Source organism: Streptomyces sp. H39-S7, assembly GCF_027158205.1.
In the GTDB taxonomy this organism is placed as follows: Bacteria; Actinomycetota; Actinomycetes; order Streptomycetales; family Streptomycetaceae; genus Actinacidiphila.
The window spans coordinates 21,676-39,855 of sequence record NZ_JAPVLU010000039.1 but is presented as its reverse complement, the minus strand read 5'-3'; the positions used below and the strand labels follow the sequence as shown (position 1 = coordinate 39,855).

Annotated in this window: 17 protein-coding genes; 7 read left to right on the top strand and 10 right to left on the bottom strand. The window is 71.1% G+C overall.

Annotation, left to right across the window (positions count from 1 at the left end):
• Positions 1 to 5: 5 nt before the first annotated feature.
• Genes O3X23_RS30925 through O3X23_RS30915 form a run of 3 tightly spaced genes read left to right on the top strand, consistent with a single transcriptional unit; the run spans position 6 to position 3,784 of the window.
• Positions 6 to 1,526, top strand: a complete 1,521-nt coding sequence (locus O3X23_RS30925; protein WP_269275368.1) for an NCS1 family nucleobase:cation symporter-1 — start codon at positions 6 to 8, stop codon at positions 1,524 to 1,526.
• A gap of 12 nt (positions 1,527 to 1,538) precedes the next feature.
• On the top strand, positions 1,539 to 2,357 hold the full coding sequence (locus tag O3X23_RS30920) for an inositol monophosphatase family protein (RefSeq protein WP_269275366.1): 819 nt from the start codon (positions 1,539 to 1,541) through the stop codon (positions 2,355 to 2,357).
• The gene (locus O3X23_RS30915) at positions 2,357 to 3,784 is read left to right on the top strand and encodes a phytoene desaturase family protein (RefSeq protein ID WP_269275364.1); all 1,428 of its coding nucleotides are present in this window, start codon (positions 2,357 to 2,359) and stop codon (positions 3,782 to 3,784) included. The genes O3X23_RS30920 and O3X23_RS30915 overlap by 1 nt, the downstream gene beginning before the upstream one ends.
• A gap of 4 nt (positions 3,785 to 3,788) precedes the next feature.
• Here O3X23_RS30915 and O3X23_RS30910 read toward each other — a convergent pair whose 3' ends face one another.
• Positions 3,789 to 4,532, bottom strand: coding sequence for a Sir2 family NAD-dependent protein deacetylase (locus O3X23_RS30910; RefSeq protein ID WP_269275362.1), 744 nt, complete (start codon positions 4,530 to 4,532; stop codon positions 3,789 to 3,791).
• Between the two features lie 95 nt (positions 4,533 to 4,627).
• Here O3X23_RS30910 and O3X23_RS30905 point away from each other — a divergent pair, with 95 nt between their 5' ends.
• Positions 4,628 to 5,227 carry a TIGR03086 family metal-binding protein gene (locus O3X23_RS30905; RefSeq protein ID WP_269275360.1) on the top strand — a complete coding sequence of 200 codons (600 nt, stop codon included), beginning with the start codon at positions 4,628 to 4,630 and terminating at the stop codon, positions 5,225 to 5,227.
• A 12-nt stretch (positions 5,228 to 5,239) separates the two neighbouring features.
• Here the strand turns inward: O3X23_RS30905 and O3X23_RS30900 are convergent, their stop codons facing one another.
• Positions 5,240 to 6,022 carry a DUF4037 domain-containing protein gene (locus O3X23_RS30900; protein ID WP_269275450.1) on the bottom strand — a complete coding sequence of 261 codons (783 nt, stop codon included), beginning with the start codon at positions 6,020 to 6,022 and terminating at the stop codon, positions 5,240 to 5,242.
• Between the two features lie 158 nt (positions 6,023 to 6,180).
• Between O3X23_RS30900 and O3X23_RS30895 the strand changes: the two genes are divergently transcribed.
• The gene (locus O3X23_RS30895) at positions 6,181 to 6,648 is read left to right on the top strand and encodes an SCP2 sterol-binding domain-containing protein (protein WP_269275358.1); all 468 of its coding nucleotides are present in this window, start codon (positions 6,181 to 6,183) and stop codon (positions 6,646 to 6,648) included.
• Positions 6,649 to 6,691: 43 nt separating this feature from the next.
• A complete protein-coding gene (locus tag O3X23_RS30890) occupies positions 6,692 to 8,479 on the top strand; it encodes a gamma-glutamyltransferase family protein (RefSeq protein ID WP_269275357.1) in 1,788 nt (595 codons plus the stop codon).
• On the opposite strand, the gene O3X23_RS30885 is transcribed toward O3X23_RS30890, so the two are convergent.
• Both O3X23_RS30885 and O3X23_RS30880 read right to left on the bottom strand, forming a co-directional pair.
• Positions 8,461 to 8,985, bottom strand: a complete 525-nt coding sequence (locus tag O3X23_RS30885; RefSeq protein ID WP_269275448.1) for an NUDIX domain-containing protein — start codon at positions 8,983 to 8,985, stop codon at positions 8,461 to 8,463. The two genes, O3X23_RS30890 and O3X23_RS30885, sit on opposite strands and share 19 nt — an antisense overlap.
• A 79-nt stretch (positions 8,986 to 9,064) precedes the next feature.
• Positions 9,065 to 9,592, bottom strand: a complete 528-nt coding sequence (locus O3X23_RS30880; RefSeq protein ID WP_269275356.1) for a GNAT family N-acetyltransferase — start codon at positions 9,590 to 9,592, stop codon at positions 9,065 to 9,067.
• Positions 9,593 to 9,820: 228 nt separating this feature from the next.
• On the opposite strand from O3X23_RS30880, the gene O3X23_RS30875 reads away from it, so the two are divergent.
• A complete protein-coding gene (locus O3X23_RS30875; RefSeq protein ID WP_269275354.1) occupies positions 9,821 to 10,975 on the top strand; it encodes a glycerate kinase in 1,155 nt (384 codons plus the stop codon).
• Between the two features lie 96 nt (positions 10,976 to 11,071).
• On the opposite strand, the gene pssA is transcribed toward O3X23_RS30875, so the two are convergent.
• The 6 genes from pssA to ccrA form a co-directional block, all read right to left on the bottom strand.
• Complete coding sequence (gene pssA / locus O3X23_RS30870) at positions 11,072 to 11,914, bottom strand: CDP-diacylglycerol--serine O-phosphatidyltransferase (protein WP_269275353.1); 843 nt, start codon at positions 11,912 to 11,914, stop codon at positions 11,072 to 11,074.
• The gene (locus O3X23_RS30865; RefSeq protein WP_269275350.1) at positions 11,901 to 12,548 is read right to left on the bottom strand and encodes a phosphatidylserine decarboxylase; all 648 of its coding nucleotides are present in this window, start codon (positions 12,546 to 12,548) and stop codon (positions 11,901 to 11,903) included. Before O3X23_RS30865 ends, pssA begins: the two co-directional genes overlap by 14 nt.
• A gap of 170 nt (positions 12,549 to 12,718) precedes the next feature.
• Positions 12,719 to 13,939, bottom strand: a complete 1,221-nt coding sequence (locus O3X23_RS30860; protein WP_269275347.1) for an acyl-CoA dehydrogenase family protein — start codon at positions 13,937 to 13,939, stop codon at positions 12,719 to 12,721.
• Position 13,940: 1 nt separating this feature from the next.
• A complete protein-coding gene (locus tag O3X23_RS30855) occupies positions 13,941 to 14,447 on the bottom strand; it encodes a MaoC family dehydratase (protein WP_269275446.1) in 507 nt (168 codons plus the stop codon).
• A 2-nt stretch (positions 14,448 to 14,449) separates the two neighbouring features.
• Positions 14,450 to 16,447 (bottom strand): protein meaA, encoded by a 1,998-nt coding sequence (locus O3X23_RS30850; RefSeq protein WP_269275345.1) that lies wholly within the window; start codon positions 16,445 to 16,447, stop codon positions 14,450 to 14,452.
• Positions 16,447 to 17,793, bottom strand: coding sequence for a crotonyl-CoA carboxylase/reductase (gene ccrA, locus O3X23_RS30845; RefSeq protein WP_269275344.1), 1,347 nt, complete (start codon positions 17,791 to 17,793; stop codon positions 16,447 to 16,449). Before ccrA ends, O3X23_RS30850 begins: the two co-directional genes overlap by 1 nt.
• Between the last annotated feature and the right edge of the window lie 387 nt (positions 17,794 to 18,180).

Sequence of the window (18,180 nt, the reverse complement as noted above, 5' to 3'; positions counted from 1 at the left end):
TGTCGATGACCATAACCGCAAGCCCGGGGGACCGCGTCGAACTGCCGGCCGGCGCGGCCCTGCCCGACACCCGGTTCGCCAACGAGGACCTGCTGCCCGTCCCCGTCGCGCGCCGCACGTGGACGACGTACAACTTCACGGCGCTGTGGATCGGGATGGCGCACAACATCCCGTCCTGGACGCTCGCCTCAGGGCTCGTCGCGCTCGGCATGGACTGGAAGCAGGCGGTCCTCACGATCGCCCTGGCCAACGTGATCGTGCTCGTCCCGATGCTGCTCACCGGGCACGCGGGACCCCGGTACGGCATCCCCTTCCCCGTGCTGGCCCGCGCCTCGTTCGGGCTGCGCGGGGCGAACCTGCCGGCGCTGGTGCGGGCCGCGGTGGCCTGCGCCTGGTTCGGCATCCAGACCTGGATCGGCGGCCAGGGCATCTTCGTCCTGCTCGGCAAGATCATCGGCGGTGGCTGGGCGGACGTCGGGAAGATCGGCGGCTACCCGTGGACCATGTGGCTGTGCTTCGTGGCCTTCTGGGCCCTCGAAATGGCCATCATCTACCGGGGCATGGACACCCTGCGGCGCTTCGAGAACTGGGCCGCGCCGTTCGTCCTCGTCGGCGCCGTCGTGCTGCTGGTCTGGGTCACGGTGAAGGCCGGCGGCCTGGGGCCGCTGTTGGACCAGCCGTCGAAGCTCGGCTGGGGCAGCGACTTCTGGCCGGTCTTCTTCCCGTCGCTGATGGGCATGATCGGCTTCTGGTCCACCCTGTCGCTGAACATCCCCGACTTCACGCGCTTCGGTGCCGGCCAGCGGGCCCAGATATGGGGGCAGTCCCTGGGGCTGCCTACGACGATGACGTTCTTCGCCCTGCTGTCGGTGCTGGTCACCTCCGGCTCACAGGCCGTCTACGGAGCACCGATCTGGAACCCGGTCGAGCTGGCCGCCAAGACCGACAACGTCTTCGGCCTGGTCTTCGCGCTGGTCACCGTCCTGATCGCGACCATCAGTGTGAACATCGCGGCCAATGTGGTGTCGCCGGCCTACGATCTGTCCAACCTCGCGCCGAAGTACATCAACTTCCGCACCGGGGCGCTGATCACCGGCGTGGTGGGCGTGGTGATCTTCCCGTGGAAGCTCATCGAGACCCCCGAGTTCTACATCTTCACCTGGCTGGGCGTGGTCGGCGGCCTGCTGGGAACGGTCGCGGGCATCCTCATCTCCGACTACTGGATCATCCGCCGTACCGTCCTGGACCTGGTCGACCTCTACACCCCCGGCGGCCGCTACTGGTACACCGCCGGCTGGAACTGGCGGGCGGTCGCGGCCTTCGCCGTCGGCGGGGTGCTGGCGATCGGGGGCTCGCACTCGGAGCCCGGCAAGGGGCCTTTCCCCGCCGATGGCATGATCCCGTTCCTCAAGCCGCTCGCGGACTACGGCTGGGCGGTGGGACTCGGCTCCGCGCTCATCCTCTACACGGTGCTGATGCACCCCCTGCTCCGGCGAACCGTACGCCAGGACGCCACTGCGGTCTGATTTGATGGAGCCATGGTCAACGAGGTCGATGAGGAACTGCTCGCAGCCGTCGAGCGGGTGGTACGGGCCGTGGTCGCCGAAGAGGTCACGCCGCGCTGGCGGCGGCTCGCGGCCGAGGACGTGATCGAGAAGAACGGCCCCTACGACCTGGTGACCACCGCCGACCGCCGGGCGGAGGAACGGCTCACCGAGGAGCTGACCGCGCTCCTGCCCGGCTCCGTGGTCGTCGGCGAGGAGGCGGTCAGCGCCGACATCGGCGTCCTCAGGCGACTGGACGGTGCCGATCCGGTGTGGGTCGTCGACCCGGTCGACGGCACCGCGAACTTCGTGCGCGGCGAGGACGGTTACGCGACGCTCGTCACCCTCGTGCAGGGTGGTGAGCCGCTCGCGTCCTGGACCTACGTCCCCGAGCGGGGGCTGATGGCGACCGCGCGGCGCGGCGCGGGCGCGTACCTCAACGGGCAGCCGATGCGCACGGCCGGCGCGCCCGACGGCGTCCTGCGGGTCTCCACGTCGAACCCGGTCTACCGCACCGAGAAGGAGCGGGAGCTGATCGGCCGGCTGGAAGCGGGCGGCGCGGTGACCCGGTCGTGCACCTGCGCCGGTATCGAGTACCTGGAGCTGGCCAGGGGCAGCGTGGATGGAGTGGCCTTCTTCTGGGAACTGCCCTGGGACCACGCCGCCGGACTCCTCCTGGTGACCGAGGCCGGCGGGGCCAGCCTGACGGCGGCCGGCGGGCCGTTCCGCATTCCCGGGGGCAACGCGCTGCCGTTCTCCATCGCCCGCGACGCGGAGACCGCGCGGCGGATTCTCGAGCTGATGGGCGTGTGATGAGCCGGACTGCGGTAGTGGACGTGGTGGTCGTCGGAGCCGGGCCGAACGGGCTGACGGCCGCGGCGGAGCTGGCCCGCGCCGGCCTGTCCGTACAGATCTACGAGGCGGCCGACACGGTCGGCGGCGGCGCCAGGACCCAGGAGCTGACGCTGCCGGGCTTCCGGCACGACCCCTGCTCGGCGGTGCACCCGATGGGTGCCGGCTCGCCCGCGTTCAAGGCACTGCCGCTGCGCGCGCACGGTCTGGAGTGGCTGCATCCCGAGCTGCCGATGGCGCACCCGTTCCCGGACGGCACGGCCGCGCTGCTGTCGCGCTCCGTGGGCGAGACCGCCGCGTCCTTCGGCGCGCACGACGCCGTCCGCTACCGCCGGCTGGTGGCGCCCTACGTCGGCCACTGGAACACGATGGCCGCCGACCTGCTGCGGCCCCAGTGGCGCGGGGTGCCCATCGACCCCTACCGGTTCGTCCGCTTCGGCCTGACCGGGCTGCCGCCCGTCGCCGTGCTGGCCAGGCGCTTCCGCGACCCCAAGGCCCGTGCCCTGCTGGCCGGCCTGGCCGCGCACGCGATCACCCCGCTCACCTCGCCGCTGACCGGCGCCACCGCCCTGATCTTCGCGCTCGCCGCGCACGCGGTGGGCTGGCCGATCCCGCGCGGCGGCTCGCAGTCGATCGCGGACGCCCTCGCGTCGTACCTCAAGGAACAGGGCGGAGTCGTCCACACGGGCGTGACGGTTCGCAAGCTCGACGAGCTGCCGCCGGCACGGGCCTACGTCTTCGACACCTCGCCGACGGCCCTGGCCCGCATCGCCGGACTCGGCGACGCCTACCGGAACTTCACCTACGGCCCGTCCGTCTTCAAGATCGACTACGCGCTGGACGGCCCCGTCCCCTGGACCGCGCCCGACGCCCGTCGCGCCGGCACGGTCCACATCGGCCCGACGTACACCGAGATCGGCGACGCGCTCAACCGCGCGGTCAGCGGCCGGCCGCCGCAGACCCCCTTCCTGATCACGTCCCAGCCGACCGTCGTCGACCCGAGCCGCGCCCCCGAGGGCAAGCACGTCTTCTGGGCCTACGGCCACGTCCCGCACGACTGGCACGGCAACGCCACCGACGCCGTCGAGCGCCAGATCGAGCGCTTCGCGCCCGGCTTCCGCGACCTCGTCCTGGCCCGCGCGGTCGCGGGCCCGGCCGAACTCGCCGCCCACAACGTCAACTACGTCGGCGGCGACATCGCCTGCGGAGCCTTCGCCGGCCTCCAGACGGTCCTCCGCCCGAAGATCGCCTGGAACCCCTACGCCACCGCCCGCCCCAACGTCTTCCTCTGCTCCTCCGCCACTCCGCCGGGCCCCGGCGTCCACGGAATGAGCGGCCACCACGCGGCCCGCGCGGTCCTCACGTCACTGGCGAAGCGGGCGCGCTGAGAGGTCAGCGCTCCTGACGCGGCGCCAGCGCGCTGAGCAGAGCCGGCAGAGCCGTTCCGATCGGCTCGCGGATCACCTCGTCGGCCAACTCGTCGTAGGGGGTGGGTTCGGCGTTCACGATGACCAGGCGGGCGCCGTGTTCGGCGGCGATGCCGGCCAGGGACGCGGCGGGCTGGACCCGCAGAGTCGTACCGACGGCGAAGAACGTGTCGCAGGCCTTCGCGATGGCCATCGCCTGCGCGAGCACCTCCGGGTCGAGGCGCTGCCCGAACATCACCGTCGCGGACTTCAGGATTCCGCCACAGGCCAGGCACGGCGGGTCCTGCTCACCGGCCGCCACCCGTTCCAGCGCGATGTCCATGCCGCTGCGCGCATGGCACTTCGTGCAGACCACGGCCCGTGCCGTGCCGTGCAGCTCCAGCACCTTGCGGGCGGGCACCCCGGCCAACTGGTGCAGGCCGTCGACGTTCTGCGTGATGACGCGGACCGGCACACCGGACCTCTCCAGCTCCGCCACCGCGTCATGCGCCGCGTTGGGGCGGGCGTGCCAGGTCTCGCTGTCGCGCCGCATGAGCCAGGCGCGGCGGCGGATGTCCGGGTCGGCCATGTAGGTGTCGTAGGTGACGAGCTTCTCCGCCTCGGGGTCGCGCCGCCACAGCCCGTTGGGGCCGCGGTAGTCCGGAATTCCGGAGTCCGTCGAGATGCCGGCTCCGCTCAGGATCGCCACGAGGTGTTTGCGGTTGCTCATCTCCGCAGCGTAGGGCGCAACTCGGGTGCGGACGAGCGGGTTTCCGTCCGGGCGGGCCGACCGGATTGTCGTACCCGGCGGTTACCGTTCACGGTATGACGGATCTTCGGGTATTGCATCGGCAGGCGCTGCGGACGGCGGAAGAGATCACCGGAAGGATCGGCTCGACCCCGCTGGATGTGGCGACGCCGTGCGGGGAGTGGACGCTGCGGCGGCTGCTGGAGCACATGGTGGGGCAGAACCACGGCTTCGCGGCGGCGGCGCGGGGGGAGACGAAGGACCGGTCGGTCTTCGACGACCGGCCGGTGGGGGACGATCCGGCCGGGGCGTTCGCGGCATCGGCCGCCGATGTGGCGGCGGCCTTCACCGAGTCGGGGGCGCTGGAGCGCCGTTGGTGGCTTCCGGAGATCCGTGACGAACGGGCCTTCCACGCGACGGTGGCGATCGGCTTCCACTTCGTGGACACCGTGGTGCACGGCTGGGACGTGGCGCGGGCCATCGGCGTGGACGCGAAGTTCGACCCGGAGGTGCTGGCGGCGGCGCTGCCGGTGGCCGCGGCCGTTCCGGCGGGGGAGAGCCGGCTGGCCGAGGACGCGGCGTTCGGGCCCGTGGTGGCCGACGGCGGGAGCGGCGATCCGCTCGACCGGATCGTCGCGATACTGGGCCGCTCCCCGCAGTGGCCGCAGCCGGCCTGATTCCGACCCGGTTCAGGAACCGAGCAGGTCGCGCGTGTCGGCGACGAGCGCGGCCGCCGCCTCGACGGCCGCCGCCGGATCGTCGAGCCGGGCCAGTACGCCCTCGGCGCGGGCGCGGAAGTCCGGGGGCGCCGCGGGGAGGGCGGCTGCCGCCGCCAGGGCGCCCTTCTCGTTGAGGCACCAGGTGCGGTGGTGCGCGTGGAGGGACTGGGCGAGGACACCGAGCGCGTGGGACAGGCAGAGCGCGGCGTGCAGCGTGTCGTGGGCGCCGGCGGACTTGCGGGCGCTCGCCGCCAGGAACTCCGCCTCCCACGCGGCGGCGACGAGCGCCTTGCGCAGCGGTTCGGGGTAGTGCAGGGTCTGCTGCCGCAGCGCCGTCAACTCGCCTTCCGGGTCGGCCAGTACGCGGCCGAGCGCCATCTCGCCCGGGTAGCCGGGGGACCAGAAACCGAGGGGGTGGCCGGGCTGCGTGCCGACCTCGTAGCGCCCGTCGCGGCAGTCGTCCCAGACGCGCTCGACGCGGTCGAGGTCGCGCAGGATCCAGTCGACCGGCACGCCGTCGACGGTCAGCCAGGCGCCGCCGTTGACCCACGGGCCCCAGCCGCCGGGGCCGGCGACCTCGACCGGTCCGCCGGTGAACTCCGCCGCGAGCGCGGCCAGGGCCGCGGTGTCCGGCTCGCCCCGGTAGTACAGGCCGAGGTCCCAGTCGGAGTCCGGGCGGTGGGTGCCGCGGGCCCGGCTGCCGCCGAGCATCACCCCGGCGATGCCCGGGACGGCGGTCAGCCGCTCGGCCATCGCGTGCACGGTCGCGCTCGCCGTGTCGGGGGAGTGGCCGGAGCGGGGGGAGCGGGCAGGGCCGGTGGAGGAATCGTTGGACACATTGCCAGCCTAGAGGCAGCGGCTCTAGGCTTACCCATCAGTAAACTTACTCTGGAGTAAGGATGGTGCCCGGCATGGCCGACATCGACGATCTCGACCTCGACACACTCGACTTCGGTGCGGTCGAGCCGAAGGAGTTCGCCCGCATCGTCAAGGAGCTGCCCGTCCGGCGGATCGCCGAACTGATGAGCGGCCCGCAGCGCAAGCGCGTGCTCGACGAGGTGTTCAACCGGATGGAGACCCTCTTCAAGCCGGACGCCGCGGGCAAGCGCGACGCGCTCATCCGCTGGCGGATCACCAACGGCGACGACGCCCGCGACGTCTACGAGACCCACATCGCCGACGGCGCCTGCAAGGTGACCCGGCAGGAGAGCGGCCGCGACCCGCAGCTCACCCTCACCATGGCCGCCCCGGATTTCCTGAAGCTCGTGTCCGGCAACGCCTCTGGCCCGGCGCTGTTCTTCACCCGTAAGCTCAAGATCCAGGGCGACATCCGCCTCGCGGGCGGACTGACGTACTTCTTCGACATACCGAAGGCGTGAGGGTGCGGATGCGGATACCACGGCGGGGCCGGTAGAGGCCCCCGTGTTCACCACCCGGCCCACCCTCCAGGGCACCTTCGGCATGGTCTCCTCGACGCACTGGCTGGCCTCGCAGTCGGCGATGGCCGTGTTGGAGGACGGCGGGAACGCGTTCGACGCCGTGGTGGCCGCCGGGTTCGTCCTGCACGTCGTCGAACCGCATCTGAACGGTCCGGCGGGCGAGGTGCCGATCCTGCTCGCCCCCGCCGGCGGGCCGGTGCGGGTGCTGTGCGGGCAGGGGCCCGCCCCCGCGGCGGCGTCCGTCCGGCACTACCGGAGCCTCGGCCTGGACCTGGTGCCCGGCACCGGGCCGCTGGCCGCCGCCGTGCCCGGTGCGTTCGACGCGTGGATGGTGCTGCTGCGCGACCACGGCACGAAGTCCCCGGCCGAGGTCCTGAAGTACGCCGTCGGCTACGCCGAACACGGGCATCCGGCGGTCGCGGCGATCGGCGCGAGCGTGGAGGCGGTGCGGACCCTCTTCGAGACCGAGTGGACCGGTTCCGCCGCGCTCTACCTGCCGGGAGGCAGGGCGCCCCGCCCCGGCGCCCTGCTGCGGAACCCCGCCCTGGCCGCCACCTGGCGGCGCCTGCTGCGCGAGGCCGACGCGCGGGCGGCCGGCGGCGGCCGGGAGCAGCGGATCGAGGCGGCCCGGCAGATCTGGCGCTCGGGCTTCATCGGCGAGGCGCTGGCCGCCGCCGCGGCCCGCCCCGCGATGGACACCTCGGGCGAACGGCACGCCTCGACGCTCACCGGGGACGACCTGGCCGGATACGAGGCGCGCTACGAACCCCCGGTGACGTACGACCGGTTCGGCTGGACGGTCTGCAAGCCGGGGCCGTGGAGCCAGGGCCCGGTCCTCGCCCAGCAACTCGCCCTGCTGCCGGACGGCTTCGGATACCAGCAGCCCGGCTACGTCCACACCCTCATCGAGGGCACCAAACTCGCGATGGCCGACCGGGAGGCCTGGTACGGCGACGCCGGCGCCGAGGTACCCGTCGGCGCGCTGCTGTCACCGGGGTACAACAACGGGCGCCGGGCCCTGATCGGCGCCGAGGCGTCCTACGACCTGCGCCCCGGCAGCCCCGGCGGTCGGCCGCCGCGGCTGCCGCGCTTCGCTCTCGAGGGCGTGCCGCGCGCACCCGGCACGGGTGAGCCGACCGTCGCGGCCGACGAACCGGGCGCCCCCGCCGCCGACGGCCGCACCCGTGGTGACACCTGCCATGTCGACGTGGTCGACCGCTGGGGCAACATGGTCGCCGCCACGCCCAGCGGCGGCTGGCTGCAGTCCAGCCCGCTGATCCCCGGACTCGGCTTCCCGCTCGGCACCCGGCTGCAGATGGCGTGGCTGGAGGAGGGGCTGCCCAACTCCCTGACGCCCGGACGCCGTCCGCGCACCACGCTGTCGCCGTCGATGGCGCTGCGCGACGGCGAACCCGTCCTGGCGTTCGGCACCCCCGGCGGCGACCAGCAGGACCAGTGGTCGCTGCACTTCTTCCTGGCCGTCGCCCTGGGCGGGCTCGGCCTGCAGGAGGCGATCGACGCGCCCGGCTGGCACACCGACAGCTTCCCCGGCTCGTTCCATCCGCGGGCCATGCGGCCCGGCAGCGTCACCGTCGAATCCCGCCTCGGCGAGCGGGCCGTCGAGGAGCTGCGCCGCCGCGGCCACCGGGTGACCGTGGGCGGCCCCTGGTCGGAGGGCCGGCTCTGCGCGGTCGCCCGCGACCCCGGCACGGGGGTGCTCTCCGCGGCCGCCAACCCGCGCGGCATGCAGGGTTACGCGGTCGGCCGCTGACCGGTCCGGCCGGTGCCGTTCCCGGAGGGCGTCGATCCGGTCCGGCGGGTGTGGTCCACCGCGGGCGCCGGGCCGACCCGGTGGCCGTTCTCCAGCTCGGCGGGCCCGGTGCCGGCCATCAGCGCGGAGAACCCGGCGCGGATACGGCCTGCCATCTCGGGGGAGGTGAACGTGCCGACCTGGTCGAGCGGGACGAGGTTCCAGGCGTCCAGCTCCTCCTTCTGCAGCTGGATCGCGCCGAGCTGCTCCTCGTCGAGCACACCGCCGTCGTACAGGTACACCGCCAGCGGAGGCCGGTCGGCACGGGTCACCCAGTCGACGGCGATCAGCGCGCCCGGCTCGACGTCCAGGCCGATCTCCTCGGCGGCCTCGCGACGTGCGCCCTGCCGGGGTGTTTCGCCCTGACCCGACTCCACCGTGCCGCCGGGCAGGATCCACTTCCGCTCGCCCTCGCGGTAGTTGGGATCCACGAGCAGCACACGGCCGGCCCGGTCTCGGAACAGCATGGCCGCTCCAGCGAGGATCTTCGGCAGGCCGGCGATGTACGAGGCGTAGTCCTGGGTCACGAACCCCAACCTACGCGGCTCACACGTCGTCGAAGGGCGCCGCGTACGCGAACGCGCCACGCAGCGCCGGATCGGCCGGATCGTAGCCCGCCAGCGTCCGGACCTGGAAGTGCGGCCTCCATTCCGCCACCGCCGGGGTGATCCCGTACTCCTCGGCGAGGCGGAAACCGAACCGCTCGTAGTAGCGGGGATTGCCGAGGAGGACCACCAGTGGCGCGCCCAGCGCGTCGCAGGCGCCGAGCGCGGTGTGCATCAGCGCCTTGCCGACGCCGGCGCCCTGGTGGCCGGGGGCGACCGACAGCGGGCCGATCGCGAGCACGGGTGTCCCGGCGACATGGGCGCGCGTGGCCAGCACATGCCCGATCACCCGGTCCTCCTCGTCCGTCGCGACGAGCGACAGCTCGGGGAGCCAGGCGTCGTCCGCCCGCAGCCGGTCGACGAGCGAGGCTTCGACGGAGCCGTCGGCCGTCCCCGGCCGGGTGAACGCGGCGGCGGTGACGTCACGGATCACGTCGATGTCGGTGGGTCGTTCGCGTCGGATCAGCACCGGCGCACTGTGGCGCACCTCGGCGGGCCGCCGCAAACGAATATCCGGCCCGGAACGCCTGTCGCGACGGGCCACGGCCGCGTGGTGCGTCCACCGATCGGAACGTCCCGCTATGTCAGTGAAACGCGTGGTGTGAAGGGGCGGTTCGCCGGGCCGGTCATGGGCAGGCGGACGATAGCGGGATAAGGTCCGAGCGGCGCGACGTTCTGTATCGGATGGGGAGTAAACGTGTCCGACGCTTCACGACACACGACGGGGCGCGTACTGATCGCCGCCGACAAGTTCAAGGGTTCGCTGACCGCGGTGCAGGTCGCCGAGCACGTCACGGCCGGTCTGCTGCACGTGGTGCCGGGGCTGACGGTCGAGTCGCTGCCGGTCGCCGACGGCGGTGACGGCACCGTCGACGCGGCGGTCGCGGCCGGCTTCGAGCGCCGCGAGCTGCAGGTGACCGGGCCGCTGGGCAAGCCCGTGACCGCCACGTACGCCGTGCGCGACACCACCGCGGTGGTCGAGATGGCCGAGGCCTCGGGCCTGCGGCACCTGCCGGAGGGCGTCTTCGAGCCGCTCACGGCCACCACGCTGGGCACCGGCGAGCTGCTGCGCGCCGCGCTGGACGACGGCGCGCGCACCATCGTGCTCGGCGTCGGCGGCAGCGCCACCAACGACGGCGGGGCCGGCATGCTCGTCGCGCTCGGTGCCCGCCTGCTCGACGCGGACGGAGCGCCGGTCGGCCCCGGCGGCGGGGCGCTGGCCGCCCTCGTCACCGCGGACCTGTCCGGGCTCGACCCGCGGCTGGCCGACACCGAGGTGGTGCTCGCCAGCGACGTCGACAACCCGCTGCTCGGCCCGAAGGGCGCCGCGGCCGTCTACGGCCCGCAGAAGGGCGCCACCGACCAGGACGTGGCCACGCTCGACGCCGCCCTCGGACGGTTCGTCGAGGTGCTCACCGAAGCCCGGGGATCCGCCGCGGCCGACGCCGCGGACGCGCCGGGAGCCGGCGCCGCGGGCGGTATCGGCTACGGAGCGCTCGTCGGACTCGACGCGGCCTTCCGGCCCGGTATCGACGTCATGCTCGACGTCCTCGGCTTCGCCGAGGCGCTGGGCCGCGCCGATCTCGTGATCACCGGGGAGGGCTCGCTGGACGAGCAGACCCTGCACGGCAAGGCCCCGGTCGGCGTCGCGCAGGCCGCCCGCGCCCGCAACATCGACGTCGTCGCGGTCTGCGGGCGGCTCGCCCTGGCCCCCGGCGCTCTCGGCGGGGCCGGTATCCGCCGCGCCTACGCCCTGACCGACATCGAGCCGGACCCGGCCGTCTGCATGGCCCAGGCCGGGCCCCTGCTGGAACGCGTCGCCCAGGCCCTGGCCCGGGACTTCCTGGCGTAGTCGCACCACACGCAGTCGCACCGCCCCACGCGAAGGGCCCCGGGCGGATCGCCCGGGGCCCTTCGCTGTGTCGCTCCGCGCTCGGCGGCGGCGCCGTCACTGCTCGGCGCGCGCCTCACGGCGGTTGTTACGGAACGTGTTCACCCGGCGCGTCGTCGCGAAGCACGGGATGACCGCCGCCGCGAAGATCTGCAGCGCCGCACCGGTCTGGAGCAGCAGGTGCCCGCCCGGAACGTCCAGCGTCCAGGCCGCGAGGCAGCCCATGCTGATGAAGATCCACGCCAGCGTGATCAGCGCGAGCCGACCGCGGGGCTTGGGGTACTCGACGCGGCTCATCATCAGCCACGCCACGCCCACGATCGCCAGCACCGTCGGGATGAACGGCAGCTCCAGCAGGACGACGGAGACGACCGTCATCGCGCCGAAAGGACTCGGCATGCCCTGGAAGACCCCGTCCCGCAAGGTGGTGCAGGAAAAACGCGCGAGTCTGAGGACCACGGCGAGCAGGAGGACGACGGCGGCCACCGCCGAGACCCGGCCGTACGCGTCGTCCGCGACCAGCCCCCAGACCACCACGAAGTACGCCGGAGCGAGTCCGAAGCTGATCAGGTCCGACAGGTTGTCGAGCTCGGCTCCCATCGCGGAACTGCGGAGCTTGCGCGCCACCAGCCCGTCCAGGAGGTCGAAGACGGACGCCATCAGCATGAGGGTCACGGCCGTCGCGGCGTTGTGCCGCGCCATGCCGCCGTCGACGGTGCCCATGAGGTGCGGCACCAGCACGCCGGTGGTCGTGAAGTACACGGCCATGAATCCGCAGATGGCGTTACCGAGCGTGAGCGTGTCCGCGATGGAGAGCCGAGTGGAGAGGGGGAGGTCGTCCACCTCTTCCTCCAGCTCGGTCACCCACGGGGTCTTTGTGTCGGGATCAATCACGGTCAAGACGAGTCACCCCAGCCATGGTGGTCTGGCCGACCTCGACATCGGGCAGCACGCCCTCCGGGAGGTAGACGTCGACGCGGGAGCCGAACCGGATCAGGCCGATACGCTCGCCCTGCTCGACCTTGGTGCCCGAAGGCACGTAGGGCACGATGCGGCGGGCCACGGCGCCGGCGATCTGCACCATCTCGATGTCACCGAGTTCGGTGTCGAAGTGCCAGACAACGCGTTCGTTGTTCTCGCTCTCCTTGTTGAACGCCGGGACGAAACCGCCGGGGATGTGTTCCACGGAGGTGACGGTGCCCGCGAGCGGTGCGCGGTTCACATGGACGTTCAGCGGGCTCATGAAGATCGCGACGCGGGTGCGCCCGTCCTTCCACGGCATGATGCTCTGCACCACGCCGTCGGCCGGTGAGATCACCCGGCCCTGAGCGATCTCTCGCTCAGGGTCACGGAAGAACCACAGCATGCCCGCGGCCAGGGCGGTGGTGGGTACGGCCACGGCCGCCCAGCGCCCGGAGCGGCGGGAGCGGGTGAGGCTGACCGCCGCGGCGGCCACGGTCGGGAGGAGCCACGGCGACGCTCCGCGCGCGAGGCGGACCCGGCCGCGAGGTGCAGAGGAATGGCTGTGGGGCATGGAAGACCTTCGTAGCGGAGGGTGCCGCGAGATGGTTCTGGGGACGGCGGCTTTACCAAGATGGTATCGGGTGGCACCCACAACTCGGCAAGCGCGAGGGCGAGTCGATAGCCGGTACGCGATGACTGGGTGTGACCTTCACCTCGGATGTATCGCTTATATCAGGACATTCAGCCCTGAATACGATACTCCTCGAGCAGTCGGCGGCCAATGATCATTTTTTGGATCTCGGCGGTACCTTCACCGATGAGCAACATGGGGGCCTCCCGGTAGAGCCGCTCGATCTCGTACTCCTTGGAGAAGCCGTACCCGCCGTGGATGCGGAAGGCGTCCTCGACGACCTCCTTGCAGTACTCCGAGGCCAGGTACTTCGCCATGCCGGCCTCGAGGTCGTTGCGCTGACCCGAGTCCTTCTTGCGAGCGGCGTTCACCATCATCGCGTGCGCGGCCTCGACCTTGGTCGCCATCTCGGCGAGCTTGAAGGAGATCGCCTGGTGCTCGATGATCGGCTTGCCGAAGGTGTGGCGTTGTTGCGCGTAGGAGATCCCGAGCTCGAACGCGCGCTGTGCGACTCCGCAGCCGCGCGCCGCCACATTGACCCGCCCGACCTCGACGCCGTCCATCATCTGATAGAAGCCGCGACCGCTCTGACCACCGAGAACGCGGTTCGACGGAACCCGGACGTCCTCCAGGATCAGCTCCGTCGTGTCGACGCCCTTGTAGCCCATCTTCTCGATTTTTCCGGGCACGGTGAGGCCGGGGACCGTCGGATTGGGGCCGAACCCGGGCTCCTTCTCGATGAGGAAGGTCGTCATCGACTTGTGCGGCTTGGCCGCCGCTTCCTCGGGGGACAGGCCCTCGTCCGTCTTGCAGAGCACGGCCACCAGGTTGGACGAACCGCCGTTCGTCAGCCACATCTTCTGGCCGTTGACGACGTAGTCGTCGCCGTCCCTGACGCCCTTGGTGCGGATCGCGGAGACGTCGGAGCCCATGCCGGGCTCGGACATCGAGAAGGCGCCACGCACCTCGCCGGCCGCCATCCGGGGCAGGAAGTACTCCTTCTGCTCCTGCGTTCCGTGCTGCTTGAGCATGTAGGCGACGATGAAGTGAGTGTTGATAATTCCGGACACACTCATCCAGCCGCGGGCAATCTCCTCGACGGTGAGGGCGTATGTGAGAAGAGACTCACCAAGACCCCCGTACTCCTCGGGAATCATGAGCCCGAAGATGCCAAGTTCCTTGAGGCCCTCAACGATTTCGGTGGGGTACTCGTCGCGGTGTTCGAGCTCCGTCGCGACCGGGAGGATCTCCTTGTCCACGAAGCTGCGGACGGTGGAGAGGATCTCCCGCTGGATGTCGGTCAGCCCGTCGGTCTGAGCGAGACGAGACATGTCAGTTCTCCTGCAGGTCGGGGCGGCCGGGCTGCTCGCCGCCGCGTTCCTTGATGTACGTGGCGGTGGGGACCATGACCTTGCGGCGGAAGACGCACACCATGGTGCCGTCCTGCTTGTAGCCCTTGGTCTCGACGTAGACGATGCCGCGGTCGTCCTTCGACTTGGACGGCCACTTGTCCAGGACGGTGGTCTGCCCGTAGATCGTGTCGCCGTGGAACGTCGGCGCCACGTGCTTGAGCGACTCGACCTCCAGGTTGGCGATGGCCTTGCCCGACACGTCCGGCACGGACATGCCCAGCAGCAGGGAGTAGATGTAGTTCCCCACCACGACGTTCTTGGCGAAGTCGGTGGTGTTCTCGGCGTAGTTCGCGTCCATGTGGAGCGGGTGGTGGTTCATCGTGAGGAGGCAGAAGAGATGGTCGTCGTACTCGGTGACCGTCTTTCCGGGCCAGTGCTTGTAGACAGCACCGACCTCGAACTCTTCGTAAGTGCGACCGAACTGCACCGTCATACCTCCAACTTGTTCGCGAGCCGGATCTCGTCCACGATCCGCCCGATGATCTCAGTGATGCCGAAGTCCTTCGGAGTGAACACCGCGGCCACCCCGGCGGCGCGCAACGCCGCCGCGTCCGCCGGCGGGATGATGCCGCCGGCGATCACCGGCACGTCGTCCACGCCGGCCCGGCGGAGCCGCTCCAGCACGTCCGGCACCAGTGCCGCGTGCGAACCGGACAGGATCGACAGGCCCACGCAGTGCACATCCTCGGCCACGGCCGCGGAGACGATCTGCTCGGGGGTGAGCCGGATGCCCTGGTAGACCACCTCGAACCCGGCGTCACGGGCGCGTACGGCGATCTGCTCGGCGCCGTTGGAGTGCCCGTCCAGGCCCGGCTTGCCGACCAGCAGCCGCAGCTTGCCGCTGCCGAGCTCCGCGGCGGTCGCGGAGACCTTGCGGCGCACCTCGGCCAGCGGGGTGCCGGCCTCGGCGGTGACCGCCACCGGGGCGCTGCTGACGCCCGTGGGGGCGCGGAACTCGCCGAACACGTCCCGCAGCGCCCAGGACCACTCGCCGGTCGTCACACCGGCGCGTACGCATTCCAGCGTCGCGGCCATCAGGTTCTCGCTGCCCGCCGCCGCGGCCTTCAGCGCCGCGACCGACTCCTGGGCGCGCTGCTCGTCGCGGTTGTCGCGCCAGGTGTGCAGCGCGCTGACGACGCGTGCCTCGTTGGCCGGGTCGACGGTCATGATGGCGGTGTCGAGGTCGGCGGTGAGTGGGCTGGGCTCGGTGCCCTGGTAGGAGTTGACGCCGACGATCTTCTCCTCGCCGGACTCGATGCGTGCGCGGCGCTCGGCGTGCGAGGAGACCAGCGCCGACTTCAGATAGCCGGTCTCGACGGCGGCCATGGCGCCGCCCATCTTCTCGATGCGGTCCATCTCGGCCGTCACCAGCTCCATGAGCTCGGTGACCTTGGCCTCGATGACATGGCTGCCCTCGAAGATGTCCTCGTACTCCAGCAGGTCGCTCTCATGGGCGAGCACCTGCTGGATGCGCAGGCTCCACTGCTGGTCCCAGGGCCGGGGCAGGCCCAGCGCCTCGTTCCAGGCGGGAAGCTGCACGGCGCGGGCGCGGGCGTCCTTGGAGAGGGTGACGGCCAGCATCTCCAGGACGATGCGCTGGACGTTGTTCTCCGGCTGGGCCTCGGTCAGTCCCAGGGAGTTGACCTGCACGCCGTAGCGGAACCGGCGCTGCTTGGCGTCCTCGATGCCGTAGCGCTCCCGGGTGACGGTGTCCCAGAGGCGGCCGAAGGCCCGCATCTTGCACATTTCCTCGATGAAGCGGACGCCCGCGTTCACGAAGAAGGAGATGCGGGCGACCACCTCGCCGCGGCGGTCCTCCGGGATCTGGCCGGAGGCGAACACCGCGTCCAGGACGGCGATCGCGGTGGACATCGCGAAGGCGATCTCCTGGACCGGCGTGGCCCCGGCCTCCTGCAGGTGATAGCTGCAGATGTTGATCGGGTTCCACTTGGGGATGTTGTTGACCGTGTACGTGATCATGTCCGTGGTCAACCGCAGGGAGGGGCCGGGCGGGAAGACGTGCGTCCCGCGCGACAGGTACTCCTTGACGATGTCGTTCTGCGTCGTCCCCTGGAGCCTGGTGATGTCGGCGCCCTGCTCCTCGGCGACCACCTGGTACATCGCCAGCAGCCACATGGCGGTGGCGTTGATGGTCATCGAGGTGTTCATCCCCTCCAGGGGGATGTCCTGGAAGAGCCGCCGCATGTCACCGATGTGCGAGACCGGGACGCCGACCCGGCCGACCTCGCCGCGGGCGAGGATGTGGTCGGGGTCGTAGCCGGTCTGGGTCGGCAGGTCGAACGCGACGGACAGGCCGGTCTGCCCCTTCGCGAGGTTGTTCTTGTACAGCTCGTTGGACGCCTCGGCGGTGGAGTGGCCGGCGTACGTCCGCATGAGCCACGGACGGTCCTTCTCGCGCCGCGTCATCAGATGTTCCGGAAGCGGTTGATCGCCGTCAGGTGCTGCGCGCGCATCTCGTGGTCCGTGACGCCCAGGCCCTCCTGCGGGGACAGCGCCAGGACGCCGACCTTGCCCTGGTGGAGGTTGCGGTGCACGTCGTACGCGGCCTGGCCGGTCTCCTCCAGGGAGTACGTCTTCGACAGCGTCGGGTGGATCTTGCCCTTGGCGATCAGCCGGTTGGCCTCCCACGCCTCGCGGTAGTTGGCGAAGTGCGAGCCGATGATCCGCTTGAGCGACATCCAAAGGTAGCGGTTGTCGTACTCGTGCATGTAACCCGAGGTCGAGGCGCAGGTGGTGATGGTGCCGCCCTTGCGCGTGACGTAGACGCTGGCGCCGAAGGTCTCCCGGCCGGGGTGCTCGAAGACGATGTCGATGTCCTCACCGCCGGTCAGCTCGCGGATGCGCTTGCCGAACCGCTTCCACTCGCGCGGGTCCTGGGTGTGCTCGTCGGACCAGAACTTGTAGCCCTCGGCGTTGCGGTCGATGATCGCGGTCGCGCCCATCGCGCGGCAGATGTCGGCCTTCTGCTCGCTGGAGACCACGCAGATCGGGTTGGCGCCGCCGGCCAGCGCGAACTGGGTGGCGTAGGAGCCGAGGCCGCCGGAGGCGCCCCAGATCAGCACGTTGTCGCCCTGCTTCATGTCGGCGCCGTTGCGGGACACCAGCTGGCGGTAGGCGGTGGAGTTGACCAGACCGGGGGAGGCGGCCTCCTCCCAGCTGAGGTGCGCGGGCTTGGGCATCAGCTGGTTGGACTTGACCAGGGCGATCTCGGCGAGGCCGCCGAAGTTGGTCTCGAAGCCCCAGATCCGCTGCTCGGGGTCGAGCATCGTGTCGTTGTGGCCGTCGGAGGACTCCAGCTCGACGGAGAGGCAGTGCGCGACGACCTTGTCGCCCGGCTTCCAGGCGTTGACGCCGGGGCCGGTGCGCAGCACGACGCCCGCGAGGTCGGAGCCGATCACGTGGTAGGGCAGGTCGTGCCGCTTGGTCAGCGGCGACAGCCTTCCGTACCGCTCCAGGAACGAGAACGTGGAGACCGGCTCGAAGATCGAGGTCCAGACGGAGTTGTAATTCACCGAGCTGGCCATGACGGCGACGAGGGCCTCGCCGGGACCGAGTTCGGGGACCGGCACGTCGTCCAGGTGCAGGGACTTGCGCGGGTCCTTGTCGCGGCTGTCGAGGCCGGCGAACATCTCGGCCTCGTCCTTGTGGACGGTGATGGCGCGGTAGGACTCCGGCAGCGGCAGTGCCGCGAAGTCGGCGGCCGAGCTGTCCGAGCTGTCCGACGCGAGGATCGCGTCCAGAATTTCCTTCACGGGGTGCCTCCGGCGAAGCGCGACGTTGAAACGCTTGAGGGAACGTCGGCGAGGGCTGACGGGTGATTGGTGCCGTCGGTTCGGCGGGGGTGCTGCTCCCGTGACGGTCGCACGGGTGGAACCGGTGCGCGCGGTGGCGCGGTGGTTCCCCCGGACGGGTCCGGGGGTGCCTGTGACGCAGGCGTCCGGGCCTTTGGGGACAGACAGCGTGCGTGGGATCACCACACGCCGCCCGCCCGGACGAGACTTACGTTATGGCACGCGGTGCCACTCGTAAAGACACTGCGTGCCAACAATTTCTCTCAAGTGTCATCCCGGCGCCACAAACGAGCAACAGCGGCCGCCCGGATCGTCCGGACGGCCGCTGTGCGGTGCCGCTGTGTGGTG